We start from the raw sequence: 24,255 nt of genomic DNA on the forward strand, positions 1-24,255 counted from the left end.
AGTCACTCCGAGGCCTTGAGCCGCCGTACCAGGACGGAGTCGGGCCCGTGGTCGACGAAGTCGGCCAGCAGTACGTCGATCGCCTCGCGAACGATCCGGCCACGGTCGGCCATCAGGCCGTGCTCGGCCCGGAGCGCGAGTCTGGTCTGTTCCAAGCCGAGTAGCTCCTCCTCCGTCACGTACACGGTGATCTTCGTGTCGTGACGGATCCGACCACTCGACTTACGGTCGTCGGTGACGGCCGTGCGCGACCGCACGGTAGACGGTCCGGCCGTGCTGTCAGTGGTGGTGCGCTTCTCGGGTTTGGTCTGCTTCGGTGCCGCACCCCCGAAGAGTTCACTGGCACCTGGCAGGCTCACCCGGCGGGACAACGCGCCAGCACCTCCTTGGCAAGATCGCGGTACTGGTGCGCCGCGGACGATGACGGTGCGTACGTCGTGATGGGTTCGCCGACGACCGTGGTCTCGGGGAACTTGACGGTACGCCGGATGACGGTGTGGAACACGCGTTCGTCGAAGGCCTGCACGACGCGATCGAGCACCTCGCGGGCATGCGTCGTACGCCCGTCGAACATGGTGCCGAGGATCCCGACGATCTCCAGCTTCGGGTTCAGCCGGTCCTGCACCTTGCCGATCGTGTCGGTCAGCATGGCCAGGCCGCGGAGCGCGAAGAACTCACACTCCAGCGGTACGACGATGCCGTTCGACGCGGTCAGCGCGTTCACGGTGAGCAGACCGAGCGACGGTGCGCAGTCGATCAGGATCACGTCGTAGTTCGGGATGATCGGCTCGAGCACCCGCTGCAGTGTGTACTCGCGGGCGACCTCCTGGACCAGCTGGACCTCGGCCGCGGACAGGTCGATGTTGGCCGGCAGCAGGTCGAGGTTCGGCACCCGGGTCGCCCGGATCACCTCGTCCGGCGTGATGTCGCGCTGCATCAGCAGGTTGTAGACCGACAGCTCCAGGTCGTGCGGCTGCACGCCGAGGCCGATCGAGGCCGAACCCTGCGGGTCGAAGTCGATCAGCAGCACCTTGCGGCCGGTCTCCGCGATCGCGGCGCCGAGATTGATGGTGGTCGTCGTCTTGCCGACGCCACCCTTCTGGTTACACATCGCAATGACCTGCGCCGGGCCGGTCTTCGTCGGCGGTTTCGGCTCCGGCAGGTCCGGCAACGGCCGGCCCGTCGGCCCGATCTTGTTCCTCGGGCCGTGCGCGTCATTCACAGGTGAAAGGTCCTCCGCGGTGAGCTTGGCCGTGGGCCGCGGCATCTCCGCATAGTTCTCGGGTGGGGTCAGGCTGCGCTGCGGCGTCGCCGGGCGGGGCGGCGTGCTGGGCGGGGCGCTGATCGGTTGGGCCGGCTCCGGTGCCGGAATGTGCCCCGGAATCTGTGCCGAAAGGTGCTCGGTGCCCGGGAATGTCGACTCGTTCATGACTCGTCAAACCTTTCAACCGATACGGGCGATCCCAGCGACTGTAAGCGTGCATTCAAGCACTCTCAACCAGCCACTCCGCACCGGGGTGGGGCTGTTTGTCGACAAAGCTCCGGACTGGGTCGATCACACCGACCAGGTGACCAACCGTAGCCAGATGATCGCACACCGTCCGCAATCAGCCGGCACTGGGGTCGTCCGTCGCCGTACGCCGCGAACCGAGCTTGTCGTACGACGCGAACCACGCCAGCACCGCCCACGCCACGATGGCCAGCGACCACCCCGGCACCAGATGCCCCAGTACGCCGGCCAGCACGGCGACGACCGTACTGGGAAGGACCCAGCCCAGGTACCACCGCAGTGGCGCCCGTCCGGCCAGCCCGGCGAACACACTGGTCAGCAGGTACAGCGCCAACCCGCCGAAGATGTACCACCGGTCCCTGGCGTGCAGGTGCTCAGCCGCCTCCGGGATCAGCCCGCCCAGACCAGAGGCGACCACGACGATCGCCGCAGTGACGCCAAGGTGCGCGGGCAGCGCCTGCCACGGCTCCAATGGTTTGGTACTGCGCGGCGCCGGCGTGAACCCGTACAGCGAAGTGAGCCGCCACAGCTGCACCAGCAAGAGGAATGCGGCCAGTGAGGCGGCGATCACCGCGTACGTCCACTCGAGCTCAGTGTTCGCCGCGACGACCTGCGCCAGCGCCTCACCGAGCACGATGATGACGAAGAGCCCGAGGCGTTCACTGAGATGGCCGGACTGCACCTGGGCGACCGACATCAACGTGGGCGAGGCATCCGGGAGCCGGTCCGGTGAGACCCCGCGCTCGATCAGCTGGGCCAGCCGGTTCGCACTCCGCCGGTCTTGCTCCTCCGTCCGCTTACGCCACCGCTCGGTCATCTCGGCGACCGAGCGCGGATTGGCCGCGCCAACCATCGAGAAGGCCAGGTCGGTCGCGATCGCGAACCCCCAGAGCCAGTAGGCGATCGTCGGCGGCACGAAGATCGATGCGATCCACGGCGTCGCCGCCACACTCTGCGTGGCCGGCCAGAACGTCACCAGCTGTCCGTCCCGCGCCGCCGAACGCGCCGCGATCAACCGACACAGCAGGAACGCGACCACGAACGCGGCCGTCCGCCCGCGCGGCGCATCGTCGTGCTCCCCCGGCAGCAGCTCGGGCCAGACACCAGGCACCGCAGCCGCCATGATCGCGATCCCGAGCATGGTCCGCAGTACGGCGCGTTGCCGGGTCCGCTCGCCCGCGACGTTCGCGTAGACGCTGGTGGTCGTCCAGACACTCCAGATCGCGTAGAACATCGCCCCACACGCGGCGATCTGCCCAACACTCTCAGCCGAGTGCAACCGATGCGCGATCTGCGCCGCGGCCGCAACCACAGTCAGATCGAAGAACAGCTCCAGCCAACTCGCATGCCGCCCCTCGGCCGCCTCCGTCTGCTCGGTCACGCGTAGGAGCCTAAGCGGTGCGGCTCACCCTCGACCGCCAATGCCGAGACTCGCCGCCAGCTCTGCACCCGCGGTCGTGATCCGGGCACCGCCCTCCTCGGGAGACCACTCGGGCGACCGATCGGGGTCGCCGTACTGCCGCGAGAACTCAGTGCGTAGCGCGTCGGTGATCAGCTGGCGAGCGTGGGACGGCTCAACCTCATCGGCCTGCTGCAGCGACTCGTCCGGGACCAGCAATCGGCTCACGGTCCGCCACTGGTCCTCACCCCGCAAGTGCTCTCCACCGGCAGTACAGAGTCGTTCGAGCAGCTCCTGCTCGGAGGTCCCGGTCCGCTCCGCAATCGACTGGACGAGCCCGGTCACCATCCTCGGCGCCAGCCGTTCCGGCGTCTGTGGAGGACCGAGGACGCTCGCAACTCCGAGAGCCTCCGTGAACTCCGCCCGCGTCCGGTTCGACCACGCGATGGCCACTCCGTCCCGGATGGTCTCGTCCGGGGACCGCGGGTTCGCCTTGGATTCGTAGACCTGGTAGCCGGCCGCCACCATCCGGCGCAGTTCGATGTCGTTCGCCAGGAGACGGCCGCCGCGATCGCGCGCGCCGTCGTCCAGCTTCGGGTCGGTCAGGCGGTCCGCATCCTTCAGCCACTCCCGGAGGGTCAGGGGCGCCAGCATCCGGGCCGCGGGCAGCCCGCGCAGCGTGCCCAGCGCGGCCGCGATCCGGGTCTCCCGTTGGCGCTCAAGTGCTTGCGGCACCCCGATGTCCACGGCAATCGGCTCGACCACGTCGACCGCCAGAGCGAAGATCCGCTCCGCAACGGCGCGCGCGTGTTGGCGCGCCTGAACCTCGGTGCGGATGCCATCGCCCACCTCCGGCCGCACCTGACCCTGCACCACCTCGATCAGCCGGCGCCGAGCACTCTCGTACTCGAGCTGGTTCCGCGCCTGCTGCGGGTTGCTCTCATCCGCGGCATGGTCGCGTGCGTCCGCCAGCATGAGGTCGGCGATACGAACGGGCAGCTCATCTCCCGCATACATGACGGTCGCTCGTACGTCGGCATAGTCACGGCCGCTGTAGTCGGCGAGACGCTGGGCGAGGACATCGACGAAGACCTGCGGCGGGGTCGGCACACCTGAATTTTAGGACGAGAGAGCTCGCGGATGCGCTGTTGCGTAGACCTCGCGGAGTTTGTCGACCGTGACGAGGGTGTAGATCTGCGTGGTCGTGACGGAGGCATGACCGAGCAGCTCCTGCACGACGCGTACGTCGGCTCCGCCATCGAGGAGATGGGTTGCGAAGGAGTGGCGCATGGTGTGCGGCGAGATCTCCTTGGCGATCCCGGCCCGTTGCGCGGCCCGGCGCAGGACGGTCCACGCGCTCTGCCGGGACAACCGGCCGCCACGGGCGTTGAGGAACAGCGCCGGCGTCCCGTGCCCCCGGCGTACCAGCTCGGGACGGCCGCGGACCTGGTACGCCGAGACCGCGTCGCGCGCGTAGGTCCCGACCGGGACGACGCGCTCCTTGCTGCCCTTGCCGCGGAGCAGGACCGCGCCGGTCTCGAGGTCGATGTCGTCGACGTCCAGCCCGACGGCCTCCGAGATCCGCGCGCCCGTTCCGTAGAGGAACTCGAGCAGCGCGGCATCACGAGTCGCGAGTACGGCGGGCTCCGCCTCGGCACCCGCGGCCGCTGCCAGGATCCGGGTCACCTCGTCGACAGAAAGGGCCTTCGGCAACCGTTGCGGCGGTGCGGGCGGCTTCACCGCGGCCGCCGGATCCACCGCGGTCAGCCCCTCCCGCAGACAGAACCGATGAAACCCGCGTACGGCGACCACCGTCCGGCCGGCCGACGACGCGGTCAACGGCGGATGGTCGGCGTCGCCTTCGCGCAACCGCATCAGGAAGTCGCCGATCACGCCCTCGGTGATCCGGCCGAGCTCGTCGATCCCGGCCGACGTGAGGTAGGCGTCGTACCGGCGCAGATCACGCCGGTACGACGCCAAGGTGTTCGCGGCCAGCCCGCGCTCGACCGTCAGGTGGTCCAAGTACGCGCCGACTGCACGGGCGATGCTCAGATCAGGACCTCGTCGAGCTTCAGCTGCGACAGGTCGTGCGCCTCGGCCACCGGGCCGTAGGTGACATGACCGTCGAACGTGTTCAGGCCGAGCGCGAGGCTGTGGTCCTGCTTGAGCGCCTCCCGCCAACCCAGGTTCGCCAGCTCGATCGCGTACGGCAGCGTCACGTTGGTGAGTGCGTACGTCGAGGTGTTCGGAACCGCGCCGGGCATGTTCGCGACGCAGTAGAACAGCGAGTCGTGGACCGTGTAGACGGGGTCGGCGTGCGTGGTCGGACGCGAGTCCTCGAAGCAGCCGCCCTGATCGATCGCGATGTCGACGAGCACGCTGCCCGGCTTCATCCGCTTGACCATGTCGTTGCTGACCAGCTTCGGCGCCTTCGCACCCGGCACGAGCACCGCGCCGATGACCAGGTCGGCCTCGAGCACGGCCCGCTCGATCTCGTACGAGTTCGCGGCGATCGTCAGCAGGTGGCCCTGGTAGATCTGGTCGGCCTGGCGCAGCCGCGCGATGTTGCGGTCGAAGAGCTGGACCTGCGCCTGCATGCCGAGCGCGATCGCGGCCGCGTTCATGCCGGCGACACCGGCGCCGATGATGACCACGCGTGCCGGGTGCACACCGGAGACGCCGCCCATCAGGACGCCGCGGCCGCCGCCGCTGCGCATCAGGTGGTACGCGCCGGCCTGCGGGGCGAGCCGGCCGGCCACCTCGCTCATCGGGGCCAGCAGCGGCAGCGAACCGTCCGGTAGCTGAACCGTCTCGTAGGCGATGCCGGTGATGCCGGACTTCAGCAACGCGTCGGTGGTCTCATCGCTCGCGGCCAGGTGCAGGTAGGTGAACAGGACCTGGTCCTTGCGCATCCGGTGGTACTCCTCGGCCACCGGCTCCTTCACCTTCAGCACGAGGTCTGCCTCGGCCCAGACGTCGTCCGCGGTCGGCACGATCCGTGCTCCGGCCACCACGAACTCGTCGTCGGGGATCAGCGAACCGGCCCCCGCCCCCTGCTCGATCAGAACCTCGTGCCCGTTGCGTGCGAACTCGTGCACGCCGGACGGCGTAATCGCCACCCGGTACTCGTGGTTCTTGACTTCCTTCGGAACTCCGACCTTCACAACTCGCCCTTCTTTCCCATTCCAGGTGTGCGGCTCACGACGTTGTGTCCGCGGCCCGGCGGTGAGGGGTGTGCTGCCAGGTCGCTGCCGAGTGTAAGCCCGCAGGGTTCATACCACCCGACCGGATGGTCCTATCGGGTGGAGACTCGCGGGATCGTTGCCCGACGGTTCGGTTACACTCCTATGAGACGCCGTGGCGCCCCGTGTCGTTCGCACCGGAATCCCTTGCCCGGCAGGCTTTGCGCAATCTTGACGCAATCTCCACTTCTGTCTTAACCCCAGTCTTGCACTGCCCGGAAATACCCCTGTTTCTGCACGCCCGGTACCCGCAATGAAACCCTGATGGAAAGGTTCTTACATGGACTCCGAGATCGTCCTGCCGGGCGGCAACGTCAGCGGTGCGGTCCGCGTCGGCGACACGGTCCGGCGCGCCACCGGCCCGTGGACACCGGCAGTTCATGGCTTGCTCAACCACTTGGCCGCGGCCGGGCTCGAAGGCATCCCGCGGGTGCTCGGTTTCGACGATCGCGGCCGCGAGATCCTCGATTTCCTACCGGGGTCGGCGTACGGGCCGGAGGTGCCGGACGACGTGCTGGCGGATGCGATGCACTGGCTCGCGCAGTATCACCGGGTCGTCTCGTCGTACCGGCCTTCGGGCGAGATCGTCTGGCGGGCGAGCCGGGGTGAACTCGCTGCCGATCAGATCATCTGCATGCACGACTACGGGTACTACAACTGGATCGGCACCGACGCCGGGTTCAGCGGAGTGATCGACTGGGACCTGGCCGGGCCCGGCGTACCGCTCGACGACATCGCGTTCACGGCCTGGAACACGGCCCCGCTCGCAATGCCGGGCGACCCCGCCTACCAGGCCGCGCGGCTGCGACTGATGGCCGAGTCGTACGGCGGTGAGGTCTTCACGCCCCTGCAGATCCTCGAGGGCGCACCCGTGCTGGCCCAACGGTCGGCCCGCGTCATCCGAGCCGGCCAACTCGCGGGCGATCCCGGCATGCTCAACCTCGCCAAAGTCGGCGAACCGGACCGCACCGAAGTCCGCCTGAAGGACCTCCGGCAGCGCCTCCCGGAGATCGCAAGTCACCTTTGACGTGACAACGATCATTGACGTGACCACCCCGTCGTCAGGGATGCTTCTAGGTGCACGGAATGGAGCCCGCCCGCTCTCCGTTGGAACCTGAGCACGGGACGACGAGAGGAGTACGGCGTGGCGGTCGAACTGGGACGGTACGGCGTCTGGCACGGACCCCAGCACTGGGGACCGGAACTGGCGGCGGGACTGGAGCAGGCCGGATACGGAACGTTGTGGCTGGGCAGCTCGCCCGACGGCGGCCTGCGCGACGTGGAGGTGTTGCTCGCGTCAACGAACTCGGTTGCCGTCGGCACCAGCATCGTGAACATGTGGAAGACGCCGGCCGCGGCCGTCGGCGAGTCCTACCACCGGCTCGAGGACGAGCAGCCGGGCCGGTTCCTGCTCGGCGTCGGCATCGGTCACCCGGAGCACACCGGCGGGTACAAGTCGCCGTACGAGACGATTGTGAGCTACCTGGACGACCTCGACGAGGCGAAGGTGCCGATCGAGCGACGGGCGCTGGCCGCGCTCGGCCCGAAGGTGCTGCACGTCGCCGGAACGCGGACCGCCGGAGCACTGCCGTACCTGACGACTCCCGAGCACACGCGGGAGGCTCGTCGTACGCTCGGCGGCGGTGTGCTGCTCGCACCCGAGCAGAAGGTGGTCCTGGAAACCGACCCGGAGATCGCCCGATCGACGGCCCGCGACTACCTGGCGTCGTACCTGCAACTCAGCAACTACACGTCGAACTTCAAGCGCCTCGGATTCACCGACGAGGACTTTGCCGACGGCGGCAGCGACAACCTCGTCGACGCCTTGGTTCTGCACGGCTCGGCAGTCGACATCGCCGAGGGCTTGAAGGCCCACCTGGACGCGGGCGCGGACCACGTCGCGATCCAGCAACTCGGCCGCGAGGGCATCGACCTTCTCCCCGGCTACGAAGCCCTGGCCACGGTCCTGCACTAGCGACTCACCGCAATTCCCCGCAATTTCACCGCATGGTGAAGTCGGCGAAGTCGAAGCCGGGCGACACCACGCACGACACCAGCACCGCTTGATCCCCGGCCGGACGGGCCGCCTGCCAGGCGCCGGCCGGGATCACGACCTGGGGTTGTTGCCCCGCGCCCACATCCGGGCCGAGCGTGACCACTTCGCCGTCGTACTCGAGCCTCAGCGGACCACCCGAATGCCAGAGCCAGATCTCGGCCGACCGGACTCGATGCGACCGCGATTCCTCGCCCGGTGCGAGCAGGAAGTAGATCGCGGTCGCGCTGGCCCGGACTCCGTCGTACCCCTCGGGCTCGAACTCGACCTCCGACTTCCACGTCTCCCGGTACCAGCCGCCCTCGGGGTGCGGCTCGAGGTCCAGCAATTCCGCCAACTCCGGCTTCTGCATGTACTCATTGTCGGGCCTGCGCGATGCGGCCCATCCGCAGTTCTACGCGGGTTGCAGGCCGCCGGCCTCGCCCTGATGGGTGAGCGTGCAGGTGAGGCGAAGACCAGCCTTGTGCGCTTGTGAATCGGACCGGAAACTCGGAGACCCCAGCCCCCGAGTTCGCGAGGTGCCGTGATGCCAACGCTCCTGAGTGACGTCGAAGAACGCCATGCCACCCTGCTGGACCTGCTGCGGACAGCGGCCCGGCGCGAGTCGCCCGCACCGCCCGGTGAGGCGCGGATGAACACCGACCGGTTCCTGGCCCAGGCCAGCCGGCACGCGGCCGCGACGACCCGGATCCTGCTGCCCACGTTCGCACAGCACGTGCCGGCCGGGCGGAAGGAAGTCCGCGATCACCTCCGCGCGATCCGGCGACTGGAACACACGCTGGTGAAGGCGAAGGCCAAGGAGTACGGCCAGGCCCAGACCGTCCACGTGCCGTGGGCATCGGTGTGGTCCGGCGTCCACAACCATCTGACCCGGACCATCGCCACCGAGCGCCGGCTCGCCGCGATGCTCGGGGAACATCTCGACTCGGGCGACGAGGCTCGGCTGCGCGACCGCTTCACGAGGGCAATCGCCACGGCACCGACCCGGCCACACCCACACCTGCCCCACACCGGCGTACCAGGTCAGGTGGCGAGGCTGGTGTGCGCGAAGCTCGACGCGCTCTGGGACGAGGTCGAGGGCCGGATCACCATGCCTTACGGCGAATCCACGAACACGCTGCTGCCGTAGATGTCGTCGGCCGTCAGCGTGACGAGATCCTCCTTGCGCAACGGCCGCCGCAGTTCGACCAGGCGCCGGGCCTGGCGGAGTCGGGACCGTTCGATCGCGTTGCGGACACTGCGCGCGTTCGAGAACCGCGGTCGCCCCATCCGCCGGGTCAGGTACTCCGAGAACGCTGTCTGCGCGGCGTCGTCGAAGCGGAAGTTCTCCGACGTCAGCATCAGCTCGGCGATCTGCACCAACTGCCCGTGGTTGTAGTCCTCGAAGCCGATGTGATGCGGCACCCGCGAACTCAGACCGGGATTCGCCGAGAAGAACGTCGCCATCCGGTCCGGATACCCGGCGAAGATCACCACCAGATCGCCCCGCTCGTTCTCCATCTCGGTCAGCAGGATCTCGATCACCTCCTGCCCGTAGTCGCGTTCGTTGTCGGGCCGGAACAGGTAGTACGCCTCGTCGATGAACAGCACGCCACCGGCCGCCCGCGCGATCGCCTCCTTGGTCTTCGGCGCGGTGTGCCCGATGAACTGCCCGACCAGGTCGTCCCGGGTGACCGTGTGTACGCGCGGCGCCCGGATGTACCCGAGCGCGTGCAGGATCGCGGCCATCCGGAGCGCCACCGTCGTCTTCCCGGTGCCCGGCCCACCGGTGAAACTCATGTGCAGCGTCGGCTTCGACGATGTCAGTCCGAACTGCCGCCGGGCCCGATCCACCAGCAGCAACGAGGCGATCTCCCGCACCCGGCGCTTGACCGATGCCAGCCCCACCAATTCCGCGTCGAGAGCGGCCAGGGTCTCGTCGACCCTCGCCCCCGCTTCGTCCACCGACAGGTCGAGTTCGGCATCGTCCGCCAACAACTCCGGCTCGGCTTCTGGCTCAGCAACAGGTGCCGGGACACCGAAGCCGCTCATGGGTAACGAGTTCCGGCCGGTCGCGTCGTTGCGTACGGCGACAATCCGTACCGCTGGCTCCGATCCGGCCCCTCGACCCGCGTCAGCAGGAACCCAGGCTCCTCGGCCGGCCGTTGCACAAGGAAATGCATCGCGGTCGTCTGCCGCCCGAGGCCGGCGTCGTACGCGAGTACGCGGATGTAGTGGTTCGGGTACGTCGCCCTACATTCGTTGATCTGGGCAAGCACCCCGTCGGGCTCGGTCAGGTCGAACAGCGGCAGCCCCCACATCTCCCAGTAGACGTTGCGTGGGTGCGGGTCGTCGCTGTACTCGATCGACACCGGCCAGCCGTTGCCGAGGGCGTACCGGACCTGGTCGGCGATCTCGTCGTCGGTCAGAGCCGGCAGGTAGGAGAAGGTCCCGTGGCGCAGTTCCATCATCGTGCTCCCTTCAGTAACTTGCGGTCGCGGTCGGGACGACGTCGGGGGCGTCCGTGCTGGTGTAGTCGAAGGTGACGTCGCCCCAGGTGGAGAGCGCGGCTTCGAGCGGAGCACAGGTCTTGGCGGCGATCCGCAGTACGTCGGGCCCTTCGCGCAGCAGGTCACGGCCTTCGTTGCGGGCCTTGACCATCGCCTCGAGCGCGACCCGGTTGGCCTCCGCACCGGCCGCGATCCCGAACGGGTGGCCGATCGTGCCGCCACCGAACTGCAGAATCACGTCGTCGCGGAACAGGTCCAGCAACTGGTGCATCTGGCCGGCGTGGATACCACCGGAGGCCACCGGCAGTACGCCGGGCATCGAGGCCCAGTCCTGATCGAAGAAGATCCCGTTGCCGAGGTTGGCCGGCACATGGTCGTCCCGCAGCGTGTCGTAGAACCCGCGCGTCGTGGCCGGATCGCCTTCCAGCTTGCCCACCACGGTTCCTGCGTGGACGTGGTCGACACCCATCAACCGGCACCACTTCGCGATCACCCGGAAACTCACGCCGTGCGTCTTCTGCCGCGTGTACGTCGAGTGCCCGGCCCGATGCAGATGCAGGAGTACGCCGTTCTGCCGGGCCCACAGCGCCATAGACTGGATCGCCGTGTAGCCGATGGTCAGGTCGATCATCACCACGACACTGCCCAGCTCCTTGGCCAGCTCGGCCCGGTTGTACATCTCCTCCATCGTCCCGGCGGTCACGTTCAGGTAGTGGCCCTTGAGCTCGCCGGTCTCGGCCACCGCCTTGTTCACGCCCTCCATCGCGTAGAGGAAGCGGTCACGCCAGCGCATGAACGGCTGGGAGTTGATGTTCTCGTCGTCCTTGGTGAAGTCGAGCCCGCCCCGGCAGGCCTCGTAGACGACCCGGCCGTAGTTGCGGGCGGACAGCCCCAACTTCGGCTTGATGGTTGCCCCCAGCAACGGGCGGCCGTACTTGTTCAGCATCTCGCGTTCCATCACGATCCCGTGCGCCGGGCCCTGGAACGTCTTGACGTACGCGACCGGGATGCGCAGATCCTCCAGCCGCAACGCCTTCAGCGGCTTGAAGCCGAAGACGTTGCCGATGATCGAGGAGGTGAGGTTGGCGATCGAGCCTTCCTCGAACAGGTCGATGTCGTAGGCGATGTAGGCGAAGTACTCCCCCGGCCGGCCGGGCACCGGGTCCACCCGGTAGGCCTTGGCCTGGTAGTGGGTGTTCGCGGTCAGCCGGTCGGTCCAGACCACGGTCCAGGTCGCGGTCGACGACTCCCCGGCGACGGCCGCGGCGGCCTCGATCGGTTCGACCCCGTCCTGCGGCGTGACCCGGAAGACGGCCAGGACGTCGGTCTCCTTCGGCTCGTAGTCGGGATTCCAGTACCCCATCCCGGCGTAGCTCTGCACACCCGGATCCCAGCGTTCCTTGGTCATCGGTCGCTCCTTCCAGCGAGTCGAGACACCAGCGTGCGCCCGGCAACACATCAACTACAATTGAGACTTCTCCGCTGACTGTTAAGCGATAGGTGCACAATGGATCTTCCGGTGGCAGCGACCTGGGGACGGTTGCAGACCTTCCTCGCGGTGCACGAGAGCGGCAGCATCCGCTCGGCCGCCGAGACCCTGCACGTGACACCACCGGCTGTGTCCGCCGCGATCGCGGCGCTGGAGAACGCTTTGGGTACGGCGCTGTTCACCAAGTCGGGCCGCGGCATCGTCACCACGGACGCCGGCGAGACGTTCGCGGCGTACGCCCGCAAGCTGCTCGGTCTGCTCGCCGAGGCAGCCGGCGCGGTGCACGACGCCGACCGGGGCCGGCTCCGGATCGGCGCGGTCGCGACCGCGAGCGAGTACGTCCTGCCTCGGTTGATGGCGTCGTTCGCCGATGAGCATCCGCAGGTCGAGCTGTCCTTGTCGGTCCTCCCCCGCGACGAGCTCTTCGCTCTCGCCCGCGACCACGCCGTCGACATCGTCCTGGCCGGCCGCCCACCGCGCGGCTCGGGCCTGGTCACCCGGGCGCGCCGAGACAACCGGCTGGTGCTCGTTGGCAGGCCCGGCCGCGAGGACGACCCACTCACGAGCACCTGGCTCCTCACCGGCCAGGGATCGGGCACCCGCGACACCACGCTCTCGTTGCTGACCCGCCTTCAGGCCGCGCCGCCGCTGCTCACCCTCGGTACGTCGGGAGCCGCGGTCGCCGCCGCACGTCAGGGACTCGGCGTAACGCTGGTCCACGAGGAAGCCGTCCGCAGCCAGGTCGATGCCGGCGAGCTCGCGCCGTACGCCGTCCCCGGGACGCCGGTCGATCGCCCGTGGCACCTGTGCACGACCGCCGAACCGACCGCGGCGAGCCGGTTGTTCCTACGGCACGTCTGCAATCCCGACCGCGTGGGTGCGGCCGCGTTTCACACCCGGTCTCGCCCGAAGGGGTGAGTACGGCGCTGTGCCCGCGCCCGCATGCTGCTCTGCATGACCACGACGCTGCGCACCGACCTGCCCACCCTCGCCGGCACCGCCCGGCAGTTGACCCATGCCGGTCGCGGCATCCTGGCCGCGGACGAGTCGATCAAGACCATGTCGTCCCGGCTCGAACAGCAAGGCATTCCGGCGAGTGAGGCCGCACGCCGGGACTACCGCGAACTGCTGATCACCGCCGAGGGTCTGTCGGACTGGGTCAGCGGCGTGATCTGGTCCGACGAGACGTTCGGGCAGGATCTCAGCGACGGCCGCCCGTTCCCGCAGGCCGCTCGTGAGCTGGGCGTCCTGCCCGGGATCAAGGTCGACACCGGCACGAGCAAGCTGCCGAACGGCGGCGGCGCGTTGATCACCGAAGGTCTCGACGGGCTGGGTGACCGGTTGGCGTCGTACGCCGATCGTGGGGCAGCGTTCGCGAAGTGGCGCGCGGTGTTCGACGTCGCGACGATCACGCCGTACAGCGCGCGGGCCAACGGTCATGCCCTCGCCCGGTACGCCGCTCTCTGCCAGCGGCACGGCATCGTGCCGATCGTCGAGCCCGAGGTTCTGTGCACCGGCGGCCATGATCTGGGTGCGTCGGCACAGGCATCGAGCCTGGCCCTGCGGACCCTCTTCGACGAGCTCGCGCAAGCCGGCGTCGACCTGTCGGGCATCGTCCTCAAGCCGAACTTCGTCACCCCAGGTCTCGAGGGCGCGCCGGCCACCGCAGGCACGGTGGCTGCCGCGACCTTCCGGGTCCTGTCCGATACCGTGCCAGCGTCGTTGGCCGGCATCGCCTTCCTCTCCGGCGGCCAGTCGACCGCGGACGTCTGCGAGTCCCTCCGCGAGCTGCATCGCAACGGCGACCGCCCGTGGCCGGTGACGTTCTCGTTCGGGCGTGCGCTGGTGAGTGACGCGTTGGCTGCCTGGGGTGGCGACGTCCGGAACGTCGCGGCGGCACAGGAGATCCTCGTGGCCAACTGCCGGCAGGCCGGCCAGGCCACGCGCTAGAACGGCAGCTCGACCAAAACCGTCGTACCTCGCTCGGGGATCGACTCGATCCGCAGCGACGCCTCGATCAGCGCACAGCGTTCCGCGATCGAACTGAGCCCGAAGTGCTGCGCACCGTCCGCGTCACCCGCCCGGACCGTACGCCGTTCGGCGGGGTCGAACCCTTTTCCGTCATCAGCGCACCCGAGCACCATCGAGTCACCGACCCGGCGCAGCGACAGTACGACGCGATCCGCCTCGGCATGCTTGACCGCGTTGGCCAGCGCCTCCTGGGCGATCCGGTACAGCGCCGCGGCGACGTGATCGGGGATGTCGTCCAGTGCCGCGGCCGGATCCACCAGCAGGTCGATCGACGGAGCGTCCTCGCCATTCGCCGCGGTCTGCACCAGGGACTCCATCGCCGCGACCAGACCGAGGTCGTCCAGCACCAGACTGTGCAGACCCGAGATCGCCGCCCGCGTTTGGTGATAGGCCAGGTCGGCCAGTTCGCGGGCACTGACGAGCTCGGCCCGGGCACCCTCGAACTCCGGCCCGGCCGCGGCATCACGCGCCGCGAGCTCCGAGACCGTCAGGTCGGCGGCCGAGAGGTGGAAGGCCATTGAGGCCAGCGCGGTCGTGACGCCGTCGTGCAGGTCGAAGGCGATCCGCCGGCGTTCGGCCTCCTGGGCCGAGATCGCCTGCTTGATCAGGCGATCTCGTTCGGTCCGGTGCCGGTTCACGGCGAGCCACAGCTGCTCCGCGTGCAGGCGTAGGCCGAGCATGGCGGCGTACTCCTGAGCACGAGCAAGGTCGTCGGGACCGAACGGCGTCCGCGGACTCCGATGCGCCGCCAGTACGCCGACGATGCGGTCCTCCAGCCCCCGCAGCGGCAGGCACAGCCGGGTGACTGTTTGCCGGGGCTCGAGGCGCAGGAGCTGACGGTGCAAGGCGTTGCGTGGTGAGTCGGACCCGAGGATGACCGGCGTACCGTTCCGCGCGACCAGTCCGGTCACGCCGAACCCGACCGGCATGCTCAGCGCGGCGGTCGACGGGTGCGGGGGCCAGAGGTCGGCGACCGTCAGCTCTCGGCCGTCGCTGGCGAGCAGCAGCACGCCATCCGCCTCCAGGATCTTGGCAAGCTCCTCTGCGGTGGGTGCGGCGCCGGTCAACGGAACAGGCCCTCGCGGAGCGCGACCGCGATCGCACCACTGCGGTCGGATACACCGAGCTTGCGATACAGGCCGCGGATGTGGGTCTTCACCGTGTCCTCACTGACGACGAGCTTGCCCGCGACGCCTTTGTTCGAATGTCCGGAGACCAGCAATTCAAGGACTTCCGACTCGCGCTGGGTGAGCCCGAGATGCGCGCCCGGCCAGAACTCCCCCGCACTGAGCCGGGCGGCGGACAGGGCCACGCGACCCGCGAGCGCATGATCGATCACGGTCTCGCCGTCGCGCACCCGGCGTAGATGCGCGACCAGCTCCTGACCGTCGATTCGCTTCAGGATGTAGCCGGAGGCACCCACCCGGAGGGCCTGGTAGAGGTAGTGCTCGTCGTCGTACACCGTGAGCAGCACGACCTTGGTCTGCGGGTACTGCGTGGTGATCTGGCGGCACAGATCGAGACCGCTCTCCTTGCCGATCCGTACGTCGCACAGCACCACGTCCGGATGCTCGTCCGCGACCAGCGTGAGCGCCGCCGCGGCCGTCGTCGCCTGTCCGGTGATCACCACCTCGCCGGCGAAGTGGCCGAGCATCGCGACCAGGCCGTGCAGCACCATCTCGTGGTCGTCCACGAGAACCAGCCGCAACGGGGTCGCCATAGGTCCCAGCGTAAGCGGAGCAGGCGCCGAATCCGCCTGTTCACAAAGGGATTCACCCACAGCTCCACCCGGTCGGGTGAGTGCCGGTAGGGCTGCGCGCGGTGGGCTGGAGGTCTCCGAGCAGGAAGGGCCGTTTCCATGACCGACCCCACTCCGCGGGTTCCACCTCCGCTGATCATCCCCTCGGTGCTGCCCGCGGACTTCGCCCGGCTCGGCGACGAGATCCGCGACCTGTGCGACGCGGGCGTCGACCGGATCCAGTGGGACGTGATGGACGGGGTGTTCGTCCCGAACCTCACCTTCGGACCGGACATGATCGCGGCCGCACAGCAGTACAGCCGGGTCGCCTTCGAGGCGCATCTGATGGTCGCGAACCCCGACGAACTGCTGTCGCGGTACGCCGATGCCGGGTGCGAACTGATCATCGTCCATGCCGAGGCCTGCCCTCATCTTCATCGCACCCTGGCCCGAATCCGGGACCTCGGCGTACGCAGTGGTGTCGCGCTGAACCCGCACACGCCGGCCGGGCTGGTCGAGCATGTGCTGACCGAGACCGACCTGATCCTGGCGATGACGGTCAACCCTGGGTTCGGCGGGCAGAAGTACATCCCTGCCGTCGAAACGAAGGTGGCGCAGCTGCGGCGGATGATCGACGAGTCCGGTCTGCCGATCGAGCTCGAGGTCGACGGCGGCATCACCGCGGCCACGATCAGCGGCGCGGCGGCGGCCGGTGCCGACGCGTTCATCTCCGGCTCGTGGATGTATGCCCATCCCGATGGGAAGGCGGCGGCTGTGAAGGAGCTCCGCGCTGCCGTCGACGCCGTACGGAATGAGGTGGCGGCCTGATGACCGAGCTTCTGCAAAGGTCCGTGGTTGAGACCGATCGGCTGGCCGTCAACGCCTTGCGGTTCCTGGCCGTCGACATGGTGCAGGCGGCCAACTCGGGGCATCCCGGGATGCCGATGGGCGCTGCCCCGATGGCCTGGACGCTGTGGAGCCGGCACCTGCGGCACGATCCGTCGGCGCCGGACTGGGCCGATCGCGATCGCTTCGTGCTCTCGGCCGGGCATGGTTCCGCGCTGCTCTACGGCCTGTTGCACGTCTTCGGCTACGACCTCCCCGAGGCCGAGCTGCGCCGCTTCCGGCAGCTCGGGTCGCGCACGCCCGGACATCCGGAGTACGGCCACACCGCCGGCGTCGAGTGCACCACCGGTCCGCTCGGACAGGGGCTGGGCATGGCGGTCGGGATCGCGCTCGCGGAGCGAATGACGGCCGCGCGGTACCCCGAGCTGACCGACCATCACACCTACGCGATCGTCGGCGACGGCTGCCTGATGGAAGGCATCAGTCACGAAGCGGCCTCGCTGGCCGGGCACCTCGGTCTGGGCCGGCTGGTCGTGCTCTGGGACGACAACTCGATCACGATCGACGGCTCGGTCGACCGGTCGTGCAGCGACGACGAGTCGGCCCGGTTCGCGGCGTACGGCTGGCATGTCGAAGAAGTTGCTGATGGCACCGATATCGAGGCGGTCGACGCCGCGATCATCCGCGCCAAGGCCGACCCGCGCCCGAGCTTCATCGCGGTCCGGACGATGATCGGCCACGGCGCACCAGGCATTGCCGGTACGTCGAAGGCCCACGGCTCGCCCCTCGGTGAGGAACTGGCTGCGGAGGCCAAGCGACTGGTCGACTGGGAACATCCAGCGTTCAGCGTCCCGGAGCCCGTGCGGCAAGTCTGCGCAGAACTGACAGCCGGCGGCGCCCGCGAGCATACTGCCTGGCAGGCGAGGCTCGCCGACTTCGAGGCTGCGTCGCCGGAGCGGGCGGCGGAGTTCCACCGCAGCCGCGATCGGGGGTTGCCGGAGGGCCTCGGGGATGCGCTGCTCGCGGTCTCCGGGGATTCCCCACGGGCCACGCGGCAATCGTCCCAGGCTTGTCTGAAGGCCATCACGGCTTTGATGCCGGAGCTCGTCGGTGGTTCGGCCGACCTGGCCGGCTCCACCGGGACCGCGCTCGGCGGCGCGATCGTGGCCCGGGACGACTACTCGGGGTCCGCGATCGCCTTTGGCATCAGGGAGTTCGGCATGGCCGCGGTCATGAACGGGCTCAGCCTGCACGGTGGGTTCCGCGCGTACGGCAGCACCTTCCTGGTGTTCGCCGACTACCTGCGTCCGGCGCTGCGGCTCGCCGCGCTGATGCGGCAGCCTGTCATCCACGTGCTGACGCACGACTCGATCGCGGTCGGCGAGGACGGCCCGACACATCAACCCGTCGAGCAGATCGAGTCGCTGCGTCTGATCCCGGGACTGCAGGTGCTCCGGCCGGCCAACGACGCCGAGACCGCGCTGGCCTGGCAGCTCGCGCTCGAGCGAACCGACGGACCGACCGCCCTGATCCTGTCCCGGCAGACACTCCCCCAGACCAGCCTGGTCGACGACGGATCGAGCGCCACGGTCGAGCTCGTCGCGACCGGCTCCGAGGTCGCTCTCGGTGCCGAGGTCGCGGAAGCCCTGAGATCCGAGGGGTACGACGTACGCCTCGTCTCGGCACTGGACCGGTCCGCCTACGCGCCGGATCCGCACGCGACCACCGTCAGCCTGGAAGCCGGGAGTACGACGGGCTGGCGCGGACTGGTCGACCTGGCCATCGGGCTCGACCAGTTCGGCACCTGTGGCCCCGGGGACGAGGTGATGGCCTATCACGGCTTCACCGTCCCGGCGGTGGTCGCCCGCATCCGCGAGCACCTGCGGTACCTGCGGTGAACCGGCTGGCCGCGGTCGTGTTCGATGTCGACGGCACACTGGTCGACAGCGAACGCGACGGCCACCGGGTCGCCTTCAACGCAGCCTTCGAGGAGGCGGGACTGCCGGACCGCTGGGACATCCCGACGTACGGGCGTCTGCTGCGGATCACCGGTGGAGCTCGCCGGCTGGCATCGTGGTTCGGGAGCGTCGGCCGGTCGCCAGATGAAGCCGAGCGGCTGGCGAAGCGACTGCATGGGCGCAAGACCGCGATCATGCGGGAGCTGATCGAGGCCGGGAAGATCGAGGCACGACCCGGAGTGCACCGGCTGCTCGATCAGCTCGACGCCGGCGGCGTACCGATGCATGTGGCCACGACCGGTACGCGCGCCTGGGTCGAGCCGCTGCTGGACCGGGTCTTCGGCCCGCGCTTCCAGGTCGTTGTCACCGGCACCGACGTACCCGACCTCAAGCCCAGCCCGGCGGCGTACCTGGAGGTGCTGCGCCGGACGGGCTGCCCGGCCGATCGGAGCGTGGCCGTGGAGGACTCGCAGAACGGCGTCCGGGCGGCGGTCGCGGCCGGCCTGCGGGTGGTTGCTGTCCACAACGACTACACCCACGACGACGACCTGTCCGGGGCGGAGCTGATCGCGGCCGGGTTCGAGGATCCGCCTCTGTCGGCCTGGTTCCAGCAGCGAGTATGACGATGCCCCGCAGCCAGGCTGCGGGGCATCGATGTGTCGGGTGATCAGACCGTCCAGGTCGCGAGCACCAGGGCCTTGTCCCGCCAGGCCTGGATGTTCGCGTCCAGTACGTCGAGCGGGTTGAACGGGGTGACGCCCTTGATCAGGTCGTCCTCGCGCATCCCGTACAGGGCGCCCATCGCGAACCGGCAGGCGTACACCTTCGCGCCTTCGTCGATCAGCGTCCGCAACTGCTTGTTGTAGCCGAGGTTGCCCGGGAAACCCTCGTTGCCGACGGCCGGGTACCCGCGGGCCGCCGAGGCCATCAGGACGCCCGGGCCGTAGAGGACGAACGTGAGGTCGAAACCCTTCCGCTGCAGCCTGGTGGCCGTGAGCATGTTGACCAGGCCGACGGAGCCCTCGAAGGGAACCGTGTGCATGAAGACGTACGCCTTGTCGCCTTCGTTGGCCTGCAAGTCGGGGAAGACCTTCTCCTCGACGTCGAAGAGGATGTCGCCCTCCTGGGGCGGCTCGATGGTGACCGTCTTCGGCATGATGCTGACTCCTTCGGGTGTTGACGGTACGGAGTTGGTGGGATGACCTGCGCCCGGTCGGGGGCAGGGGTTCAGTGGTCGCCGGGCGGGAGATACTCCGGCTTCGGCCATCCCATCCGGTGACTGCCGGGCATGGCTTGCATGGTGGCCCGGCGCAGTCCCCAGGGCAGGAATCGGTAGACGGGTGCGAACACCTGGCGCCACCACCGGTCGGCGAGCCCGTGCGGGCCGGCCGGCGGGTTGGCGTCGTACTTGGCGGCGACGCGGCGTTGCGCGTCCCGGAGCAGGGCGTGCTCGGAGTTCGAGCGGAGCCAGCGGAAGAAGGGCATGGCGGCCGCCTCAGAGCTTCTTGACGAGCGCTTGGGCGGCCATCGCGATGGGCTCGTTCAGCGCGCCGATCGCGGGCGAGTAGACGTTCTCCATCGTGGCCAGCGTGTCGATCGTGACGCCGGTCCGGGCGACGATGCCGAGGAAGTCCGCCCGCTCCTTGATCCCTTCGCCACCGACCATCTGGGCGCCGATCAGCCGGCGGGTCGTCGGGTCCGCGAGCAGCTTGACCTTGATCGGCTTCACGCCCGGGTAGTAGCGAGCCCGGGTGATGCCGTCGGCCACGCCGGTCACGAACGGCAGTCCTAGCGCGGTGGCCAGGGTCTCGCCGAACGAGACGCCGCCGATCATCCACTGACCGGCGAGCATGCCCCATGGCACATAGACCGGGTTGTGCAGTCGGGTGCCGCCGGCCGCGTTGATGCCCGCGGTCTTGCCCTGGGCGTACGCGTGGCTCCCCGAGAGTCCTTGCAGTGGCACGTTCGAGACACCGTGCGGGATCTCGGCGCAGTCACCCGCGGCGTAGACGTTCGGGTCGGAGCTGCGCATGTGCGGGTCCACCGCGATACCGCCCGTACTGCCCAGCTTGAGACCGGCCGCACCGGCGAGGGCGGTGTTGGCGACCTTGTGGCTGCCGATGATGGCCAGCTGGGCCTCGACATCGCCGAAGGTCGTGTTCACATGGGTGAGCGTGTCCGTGCCCCGGAAGGCGGTGACCCGCTCGCCGAACTTCAGGGTCACGCCGGACTCTTCCCAGTCCTTGCGGACCGGTTCGACGATGTCCGGATCGATCACGTCGGCCATCGGCCACGGACCGGGATCGACCAGCGTGACGTTGATACCGCGGTGCTGCAGGGCGGAGACCATCTCCATCGCGATCGGGCCGGACTCCACCACCACGGCCGACTTCACCGTGTCGAGGAACTTGTCCCACTCCATCGCGGCCCGGATGTTCTTGACGTGGTAGATCCCGCCGAGCTCCGCGCCGGGGACGTCTGGGGTGCCGTAGTTCCAGCCGGTCGCCAGCACGAGCTTGTCGTAGCTGACCTCACCCTCGCCGGCCACCTTGATGACGCGGGACCGGGTGTCGATGCTCTCGACCGTGGTCTCGTAGTGCACATCGATGCCCTGAGCAACATATTGTTCCTTGGTCGCGAGGAACAGCTTCTCGAACGACTCGATCTCCTTGCCGTGCACGAACGGGATCCCGCACGGGCTGTAGGCCACGTCCTCGTACTCGGTGTAGACGACGGTCTGCGCCGACGGGTCCTGGCCCTTGGCGGCGCCTGCCACCCCCAGGCCGGCGGCACCGCCGCCGATCACAACGATCTTCACGGGATCTCACTTCCGTCAGTAGGAACGGCGGTGGCGGACACCGCTCGGGTGGTCAGCTTCAGTCCGGAGCGCAGGGTGTTGGTCACATAGCAGACCCGCTCGGCCGTCTCGACCAGGCGCTGGAGCTCGGCCTCGGGAGCACCGATCCGGGCCTCGACCTCGACGGCCCCGAACTGCAGGCCGTCGTACGTGCCGATCGCGCGGACCGACAGCTCGGTCAGCTCGATCGACCGCTTCCGGGCCGCGTAGCTCAGCGCCAGGGTGAAGCAGGAGGCGATCGAGGCCAGGAACAGGTCGGTCGGTTGCGGCCCGAGATTCGTGCCGCCGACCGACTCCGGTTCGTCGACCTCGATCGTGAAAGAGCCGGCCGCGACGGTCGTGTGGTACCCGCCGTGCCAGACCGCTTCGACGCTCCGGTCACCGTCCACGAACAAACTCCTTGCCCCGGTGGGGATGACAGAAATCTCGTATCCGATAAGCTAGTACACTATGAGAGACACAGTCATCCGTCAACCATCCGATATACTCCGTCCACTAAACGCCGAAGCGGATCGGCGGACGACGAAGGAGCCACCGGTGACACCTCCAGCGCAGCGCCCGGCCCGGGCCCGCGACGACGAACCGGCCGAGCGCGCTGCGCCACTGTCGGAGTCCGAGGTCTCCGCGGTCGTGTCCGGGATCGGGCCACGGCTGAAGGTGCTACGCGGACGGCTGGGCCTGTCGCTGCAGCAGCTCGCGGAGCGCTCCGACGTCTCGCCGGCCGCGATTCACAAGGTCGAGCAGGGCACGATGGTGCCGACGATCACCACGCTGCTGAAGCTCGCGGCGGCGTTCCAGGTGCCGGTGGCGCACTTCATCGACGAGGCCGACGCTCCGGCCACGCCGGTCAGTTTCACGCCGCGGAACGAGCGGCGGGTGCTCACCTCGCCCGACGGCGACGTCGTCCGCGGCTCGATCTCGGCCGATTCCGGCCCGTTCGAGCTGACCGCGAGCATCACGGAGCTCGCCGCCGGTGCGCAGTCCGCCGAGGAGGACCGGCGGGCGACCGGCGAGACGCTGCTGCACATCCAGTCAGGCACGCTGGAGGCGACCGTCGGCGAGCAGACCTACCGGCTCAGCGCGGGCGACTCGCTGCACGTCCGGACCGAGGACCTGCAGCAATGGCGCAATCCGTCCTCCCGGTCGACCAAGATCGTCTGGATGTCCCTGCCGGAGCGCCGCGGCTGATCAAGCACGGCCGCGGGTGATCAGGGCACCAGGGCTGATCGAGGCGTGCCGCGCTCGGTCGACGGTCGCCTGACGTTCGTCCGGAGTGTCACCATCTCGATCAGGTCGAGCAAACGGTTGGCATAGCCCCACTCGTTGTCGTACCAGCCGAACACCCGTACGGCGTTGCCGTGCGACTCGATGTCCTGCAGCGTCACGACGCACGACCGTGGGTCGCCGATCACGTCGCTCGAGACCATCGGCATGTCACTGACGCCGACGATGCCGGCCCACCGTTCCGACAGCGACGCCTGGATGAACGCGTCGCGTACCTCCTCGGTCGTGGCCCGGCCGCGGAGCATGCCGACCACGTTGCTGAGAGAGCCGTCCGGCACCGGAACCCGTACCGCGACGCTGTGCACGCGGCCCTTCAGTTGCGGCATCACCTGGGCCAGTGCGCTGTCCGCACCCGTGCCGGTCGGGATGATGTTCTGACCCGCGGCCCGGGACCGACGCAGATCGTGATGCGGCAGGTCGAGCAGTTGCTGGTCGTTCGTGTAGGCGTGGACGGTGTCGACCCAGCCACCTTCGACGCCGAACGCCTCGTCCAGGATCGCGAAGATCGGTGCCACGCAGTTCGTCGTACAGGACGCGTTCGAGATGATCCGGTGCGAGTTCGGGTCCAGCGTCGACTCGTTGACGCCGAGGCAGACCGTCGCCTCGGCCGAGTCGGTCGGGGTCGACACGATCACCCGTTTCGCGCCGGCCCGGAGGTGACCGCCGGCCCGTTCTCTGCTGGTGAAGTGGCCGCTGCACTCGGCGACGACGTCGACTCCCAGCGAGCCCCAGGGCAGGTTCCCCGGATGGTTCGAGCGCAGTACCTGGATCCGCCGGTCGCCGACCAGCAGCTCGTCGTCGGTAGCTACAACCGGTACGCCGAGCCTGCCGTGCACGGTGTCGTGCTGGAGCAGGTAGCCCAGCGTCGCCGCGGGGGTCAGGTCGTGGACGGCGACCACGTCGACGAACGAGTCGCGGGCGATGACGGCACGCAGCAGCGCGCGCCCGATCCGGCCGAGGCCGTTGATCGCGATCCGGGGTGCCGCCGTCGCTGCGGACTCCGTCATCGGGGCCTCCTCACGCGGATCACACCGACACCAGGAGTGGTGCCGACCGATTGGCAGCTGTGGTGCGCGCCCGTGGCACCAGGGAGGCGAGTGCCACGAGCGCGTCGAACACGCGATTACCGTCGTCCCAGGCGTGCGCCTCGGCGAAGTCGATCCATTCGTCCGGAGGGATCACCGGCTCGATCTCGCCGTACTCGATCTCGCCCCAGGTGGCGGCCATCTCGATGAGCTCGACCAGGGAGTTCATCGGCTGCGCCTCCAACGCGACCAGGCGCCGGTGATGAGCCGGCGCGCGCCGCTCGAAGCGGCATCCACAGCACTCGGGTCCAGCGGTGTACGTGTCCATGAACGG

The 24,255-nt window shown here is 68.8% G+C and carries 27 protein-coding genes; 9 read left to right on the plus strand and 18 right to left on the minus strand.

The features are described 5' to 3' along the window. Window positions 1-2: 2 nt before the first annotated feature. The 6 genes from AB0L70_RS31525 to ald form a co-directional block, all read right to left on the minus strand. Window positions 3-371, minus strand: coding sequence for a hypothetical protein (locus tag AB0L70_RS31525; protein WP_363690411.1), 369 nt, complete (start codon window positions 369-371; stop codon window positions 3-5). Continuing rightward, on the minus strand, window positions 356-1,267 hold the full coding sequence (locus tag AB0L70_RS31530) for a ParA family protein (RefSeq protein ID WP_363690478.1): 912 nt from the start codon (window positions 1,265-1,267) through the stop codon (window positions 356-358). The genes AB0L70_RS31525 and AB0L70_RS31530 overlap by 16 nt, the downstream gene beginning before the upstream one ends. Before the next feature lie 340 nt (window positions 1,268-1,607). Further along, window positions 1,608-2,891 carry a low temperature requirement protein A gene (locus AB0L70_RS31535; protein ID WP_363690412.1) on the minus strand — a complete coding sequence of 428 codons (1,284 nt, stop codon included), beginning with the start codon at window positions 2,889-2,891 and terminating at the stop codon, window positions 1,608-1,610. Between the two features lie 24 nt (window positions 2,892-2,915). After that, window positions 2,916-4,019, minus strand: coding sequence for a hypothetical protein (locus tag AB0L70_RS31540; protein WP_363690413.1), 1,104 nt, complete (start codon window positions 4,017-4,019; stop codon window positions 2,916-2,918). 9 nt (window positions 4,020-4,028) lie between these two features. Continuing rightward, the gene (xerD, locus tag AB0L70_RS31545; protein ID WP_363690479.1) at window positions 4,029-4,961 is read right to left on the minus strand and encodes a site-specific tyrosine recombinase XerD; all 933 of its coding nucleotides are present in this window, start codon (window positions 4,959-4,961) and stop codon (window positions 4,029-4,031) included. Next, complete coding sequence (ald, locus tag AB0L70_RS31550) at window positions 4,958-6,073, minus strand: alanine dehydrogenase (RefSeq protein ID WP_363690414.1); 1,116 nt, start codon at window positions 6,071-6,073, stop codon at window positions 4,958-4,960. The genes xerD and ald overlap by 4 nt, the downstream gene beginning before the upstream one ends. Before the next feature lie 358 nt (window positions 6,074-6,431). Between ald and AB0L70_RS31555 the strand changes: the two genes are divergently transcribed. Next, a complete protein-coding gene (locus AB0L70_RS31555; RefSeq protein ID WP_363690415.1) occupies window positions 6,432-7,178 on the plus strand; it encodes an aminoglycoside phosphotransferase in 747 nt (248 codons plus the stop codon). Between the two features lie 117 nt (window positions 7,179-7,295). After that, entirely contained in the window at window positions 7,296-8,126 is an 831-nt protein-coding gene (locus AB0L70_RS31560; protein WP_363690416.1) for an LLM class F420-dependent oxidoreductase, read from the plus strand. Window positions 8,127-8,151: 25 nt separating this feature from the next. Here AB0L70_RS31560 and AB0L70_RS31565 read toward each other — a convergent pair whose 3' ends face one another. Further along, entirely contained in the window at window positions 8,152-8,556 is a 405-nt protein-coding gene (locus tag AB0L70_RS31565) for a cupin domain-containing protein (RefSeq protein ID WP_363690417.1), read from the minus strand. Between the two features lie 174 nt (window positions 8,557-8,730). Between AB0L70_RS31565 and AB0L70_RS31570 the strand changes: the two genes are divergently transcribed. Then, entirely contained in the window at window positions 8,731-9,333 is a 603-nt protein-coding gene (locus tag AB0L70_RS31570; RefSeq protein ID WP_363690418.1) for a hypothetical protein, read from the plus strand. On the opposite strand, the gene AB0L70_RS31575 is transcribed toward AB0L70_RS31570, so the two are convergent. The 3 genes from AB0L70_RS31575 to AB0L70_RS31585 are packed head-to-tail and all read right to left on the minus strand — an operon-like array spanning window position 9,300 to window position 12,101. Next, entirely contained in the window at window positions 9,300-10,235 is a 936-nt protein-coding gene (locus tag AB0L70_RS31575; protein ID WP_363690419.1) for an AAA family ATPase, read from the minus strand. The genes AB0L70_RS31570 and AB0L70_RS31575 overlap by 34 nt on opposite strands. After that, entirely contained in the window at window positions 10,232-10,654 is a 423-nt protein-coding gene (locus AB0L70_RS31580) for a ribulose bisphosphate carboxylase small subunit (RefSeq protein WP_363690420.1), read from the minus strand. The genes AB0L70_RS31575 and AB0L70_RS31580 overlap by 4 nt, the downstream gene beginning before the upstream one ends. A 10-nt stretch (window positions 10,655-10,664) precedes the next feature. Then, the gene (locus AB0L70_RS31585; RefSeq protein ID WP_363690421.1) at window positions 10,665-12,101 is read right to left on the minus strand and encodes a form I ribulose bisphosphate carboxylase large subunit; all 1,437 of its coding nucleotides are present in this window, start codon (window positions 12,099-12,101) and stop codon (window positions 10,665-10,667) included. Window positions 12,102-12,212: 111 nt separating this feature from the next. Between AB0L70_RS31585 and AB0L70_RS31590 the strand changes: the two genes are divergently transcribed. Both AB0L70_RS31590 and AB0L70_RS31595 read left to right on the plus strand, forming a co-directional pair. After that, window positions 12,213-13,100, plus strand: coding sequence for a LysR family transcriptional regulator (locus AB0L70_RS31590; RefSeq protein ID WP_363690422.1), 888 nt, complete (start codon window positions 12,213-12,215; stop codon window positions 13,098-13,100). A gap of 36 nt (window positions 13,101-13,136) precedes the next feature. Next, window positions 13,137-14,132, plus strand: coding sequence for a class I fructose-bisphosphate aldolase (locus AB0L70_RS31595; protein WP_363690423.1), 996 nt, complete (start codon window positions 13,137-13,139; stop codon window positions 14,130-14,132). On the opposite strand, the gene AB0L70_RS31600 is transcribed toward AB0L70_RS31595, so the two are convergent. Together AB0L70_RS31600 and AB0L70_RS31605 are read right to left on the minus strand one after the other, a co-directional pair. Beyond that, complete coding sequence (locus tag AB0L70_RS31600; RefSeq protein WP_363690424.1) at window positions 14,129-15,280, minus strand: GAF domain-containing protein; 1,152 nt, start codon at window positions 15,278-15,280, stop codon at window positions 14,129-14,131. The genes AB0L70_RS31595 and AB0L70_RS31600 overlap by 4 nt on opposite strands. After that, a complete protein-coding gene (locus AB0L70_RS31605; RefSeq protein ID WP_363690425.1) occupies window positions 15,277-15,933 on the minus strand; it encodes a response regulator transcription factor in 657 nt (218 codons plus the stop codon). The genes AB0L70_RS31600 and AB0L70_RS31605 overlap by 4 nt, the downstream gene beginning before the upstream one ends. Window positions 15,934-16,071: 138 nt before the next feature. On the opposite strand from AB0L70_RS31605, the gene rpe reads away from it, so the two are divergent. From rpe to AB0L70_RS31620, 3 genes are read left to right on the plus strand one after another with little or no spacing between them, the layout of a single operon-like run. Continuing rightward, window positions 16,072-16,779, plus strand: coding sequence for a ribulose-phosphate 3-epimerase (rpe, locus tag AB0L70_RS31610; RefSeq protein WP_363690426.1), 708 nt, complete (start codon window positions 16,072-16,074; stop codon window positions 16,777-16,779). Continuing rightward, complete coding sequence (gene tkt, locus AB0L70_RS31615) at window positions 16,779-18,695, plus strand: transketolase (protein WP_363690427.1); 1,917 nt, start codon at window positions 16,779-16,781, stop codon at window positions 18,693-18,695. The genes rpe and tkt overlap by 1 nt, the downstream gene beginning before the upstream one ends. Next, the gene (locus AB0L70_RS31620; protein WP_363690428.1) at window positions 18,692-19,378 is read left to right on the plus strand and encodes an HAD-IA family hydrolase; all 687 of its coding nucleotides are present in this window, start codon (window positions 18,692-18,694) and stop codon (window positions 19,376-19,378) included. Before tkt ends, AB0L70_RS31620 begins: the two co-directional genes overlap by 4 nt. Window positions 19,379-19,422: 44 nt before the next feature. On the opposite strand, the gene AB0L70_RS31625 is transcribed toward AB0L70_RS31620, so the two are convergent. The 4 genes from AB0L70_RS31625 to AB0L70_RS31640 form a co-directional block, all read right to left on the minus strand. Further along, window positions 19,423-19,911 carry an MSMEG_0572/Sll0783 family nitrogen starvation response protein gene (locus AB0L70_RS31625; RefSeq protein ID WP_363690429.1) on the minus strand — a complete coding sequence of 163 codons (489 nt, stop codon included), beginning with the start codon at window positions 19,909-19,911 and terminating at the stop codon, window positions 19,423-19,425. 71 nt (window positions 19,912-19,982) lie between these two features. Next, a complete protein-coding gene (locus AB0L70_RS31630; protein WP_363690430.1) occupies window positions 19,983-20,240 on the minus strand; it encodes a hypothetical protein in 258 nt (85 codons plus the stop codon). A 10-nt stretch (window positions 20,241-20,250) separates the two neighbouring features. Further along, window positions 20,251-21,573 (minus strand): FAD-dependent oxidoreductase, encoded by a 1,323-nt coding sequence (locus tag AB0L70_RS31635; RefSeq protein ID WP_363690431.1) that lies wholly within the window; start codon window positions 21,571-21,573, stop codon window positions 20,251-20,253. Further along, window positions 21,570-22,001 (minus strand): OsmC family protein, encoded by a 432-nt coding sequence (locus tag AB0L70_RS31640; RefSeq protein WP_363690432.1) that lies wholly within the window; start codon window positions 21,999-22,001, stop codon window positions 21,570-21,572. The genes AB0L70_RS31635 and AB0L70_RS31640 overlap by 4 nt, the downstream gene beginning before the upstream one ends. Before the next feature lie 148 nt (window positions 22,002-22,149). Between AB0L70_RS31640 and AB0L70_RS31645 the strand changes: the two genes are divergently transcribed. Next, entirely contained in the window at window positions 22,150-22,800 is a 651-nt protein-coding gene (locus AB0L70_RS31645; protein WP_363690433.1) for a helix-turn-helix domain-containing protein, read from the plus strand. Between the two features lie 20 nt (window positions 22,801-22,820). Here AB0L70_RS31645 and AB0L70_RS31650 read toward each other — a convergent pair whose 3' ends face one another. Together AB0L70_RS31650 and AB0L70_RS31655 are read right to left on the minus strand one after the other, a co-directional pair. After that, the gene (locus tag AB0L70_RS31650; RefSeq protein WP_363690434.1) at window positions 22,821-23,903 is read right to left on the minus strand and encodes a type I glyceraldehyde-3-phosphate dehydrogenase; all 1,083 of its coding nucleotides are present in this window, start codon (window positions 23,901-23,903) and stop codon (window positions 22,821-22,823) included. Window positions 23,904-23,922: 19 nt separating this feature from the next. Beyond that, window positions 23,923-24,249, minus strand: a complete 327-nt coding sequence (locus AB0L70_RS31655; RefSeq protein WP_363690435.1) for a hypothetical protein — start codon at window positions 24,247-24,249, stop codon at window positions 23,923-23,925. Window positions 24,250-24,255: the final 6 nt, after the last annotated feature.

The organism is Kribbella sp. NPDC051952 (assembly GCF_040680855.1).
Classification (GTDB): Bacteria; Actinomycetota; Actinomycetes; order Propionibacteriales; family Kribbellaceae; genus Kribbella.

Excerpts from the sequence above, each read along its gene's own strand:
- AB0L70_RS31530 (WP_363690478.1), bottom strand. The coding sequence starts at position 1,267 with ATGCCGCGGCCCACGGCCAAGCTCACCGCGGAGGACCTTTCACCTGTG.
- AB0L70_RS31555 (WP_363690415.1), top strand. The coding sequence starts at position 6,432 with ATGGACTCCGAGATCGTCCTGCCGGGCGGCAACGTCAGCGGTGCGGTC.
- AB0L70_RS31565 (WP_363690417.1), bottom strand. The coding sequence starts at position 8,556 with ATGCAGAAGCCGGAGTTGGCGGAATTGCTGGACCTCGAGCCGCACCCC.
- AB0L70_RS31570 (WP_363690418.1), top strand. The coding sequence starts at position 8,731 with ATGCCAACGCTCCTGAGTGACGTCGAAGAACGCCATGCCACCCTGCTG.
- AB0L70_RS31575 (WP_363690419.1), bottom strand. The coding sequence starts at position 10,235 with ATGAGCGGCTTCGGTGTCCCGGCACCTGTTGCTGAGCCAGAAGCCGAG.
- AB0L70_RS31580 (WP_363690420.1), bottom strand. The coding sequence starts at position 10,654 with ATGATGGAACTGCGCCACGGGACCTTCTCCTACCTGCCGGCTCTGACC.
- AB0L70_RS31585 (WP_363690421.1), bottom strand. The coding sequence starts at position 12,101 with ATGACCAAGGAACGCTGGGATCCGGGTGTGCAGAGCTACGCCGGGATG.
- AB0L70_RS31595 (WP_363690423.1), top strand. The coding sequence starts at position 13,137 with ATGACCACGACGCTGCGCACCGACCTGCCCACCCTCGCCGGCACCGCC.
- AB0L70_RS31605 (WP_363690425.1), bottom strand. The coding sequence starts at position 15,933 with ATGGCGACCCCGTTGCGGCTGGTTCTCGTGGACGACCACGAGATGGTG.
- rpe (WP_363690426.1), top strand. The coding sequence starts at position 16,072 with ATGACCGACCCCACTCCGCGGGTTCCACCTCCGCTGATCATCCCCTCG.
- tkt (WP_363690427.1), top strand. The coding sequence starts at position 16,779 with ATGACCGAGCTTCTGCAAAGGTCCGTGGTTGAGACCGATCGGCTGGCC.
- AB0L70_RS31625 (WP_363690429.1), bottom strand. The coding sequence starts at position 19,911 with ATGCCGAAGACGGTCACCATCGAGCCGCCCCAGGAGGGCGACATCCTC.
- AB0L70_RS31630 (WP_363690430.1), bottom strand. The coding sequence starts at position 20,240 with ATGCCCTTCTTCCGCTGGCTCCGCTCGAACTCCGAGCACGCCCTGCTC.
- AB0L70_RS31650 (WP_363690434.1), bottom strand. The coding sequence starts at position 23,903 with ATGACGGAGTCCGCAGCGACGGCGGCACCCCGGATCGCGATCAACGGC.
- AB0L70_RS31655 (WP_363690435.1), bottom strand. The coding sequence starts at position 24,249 with ATGGACACGTACACCGCTGGACCCGAGTGCTGTGGATGCCGCTTCGAG.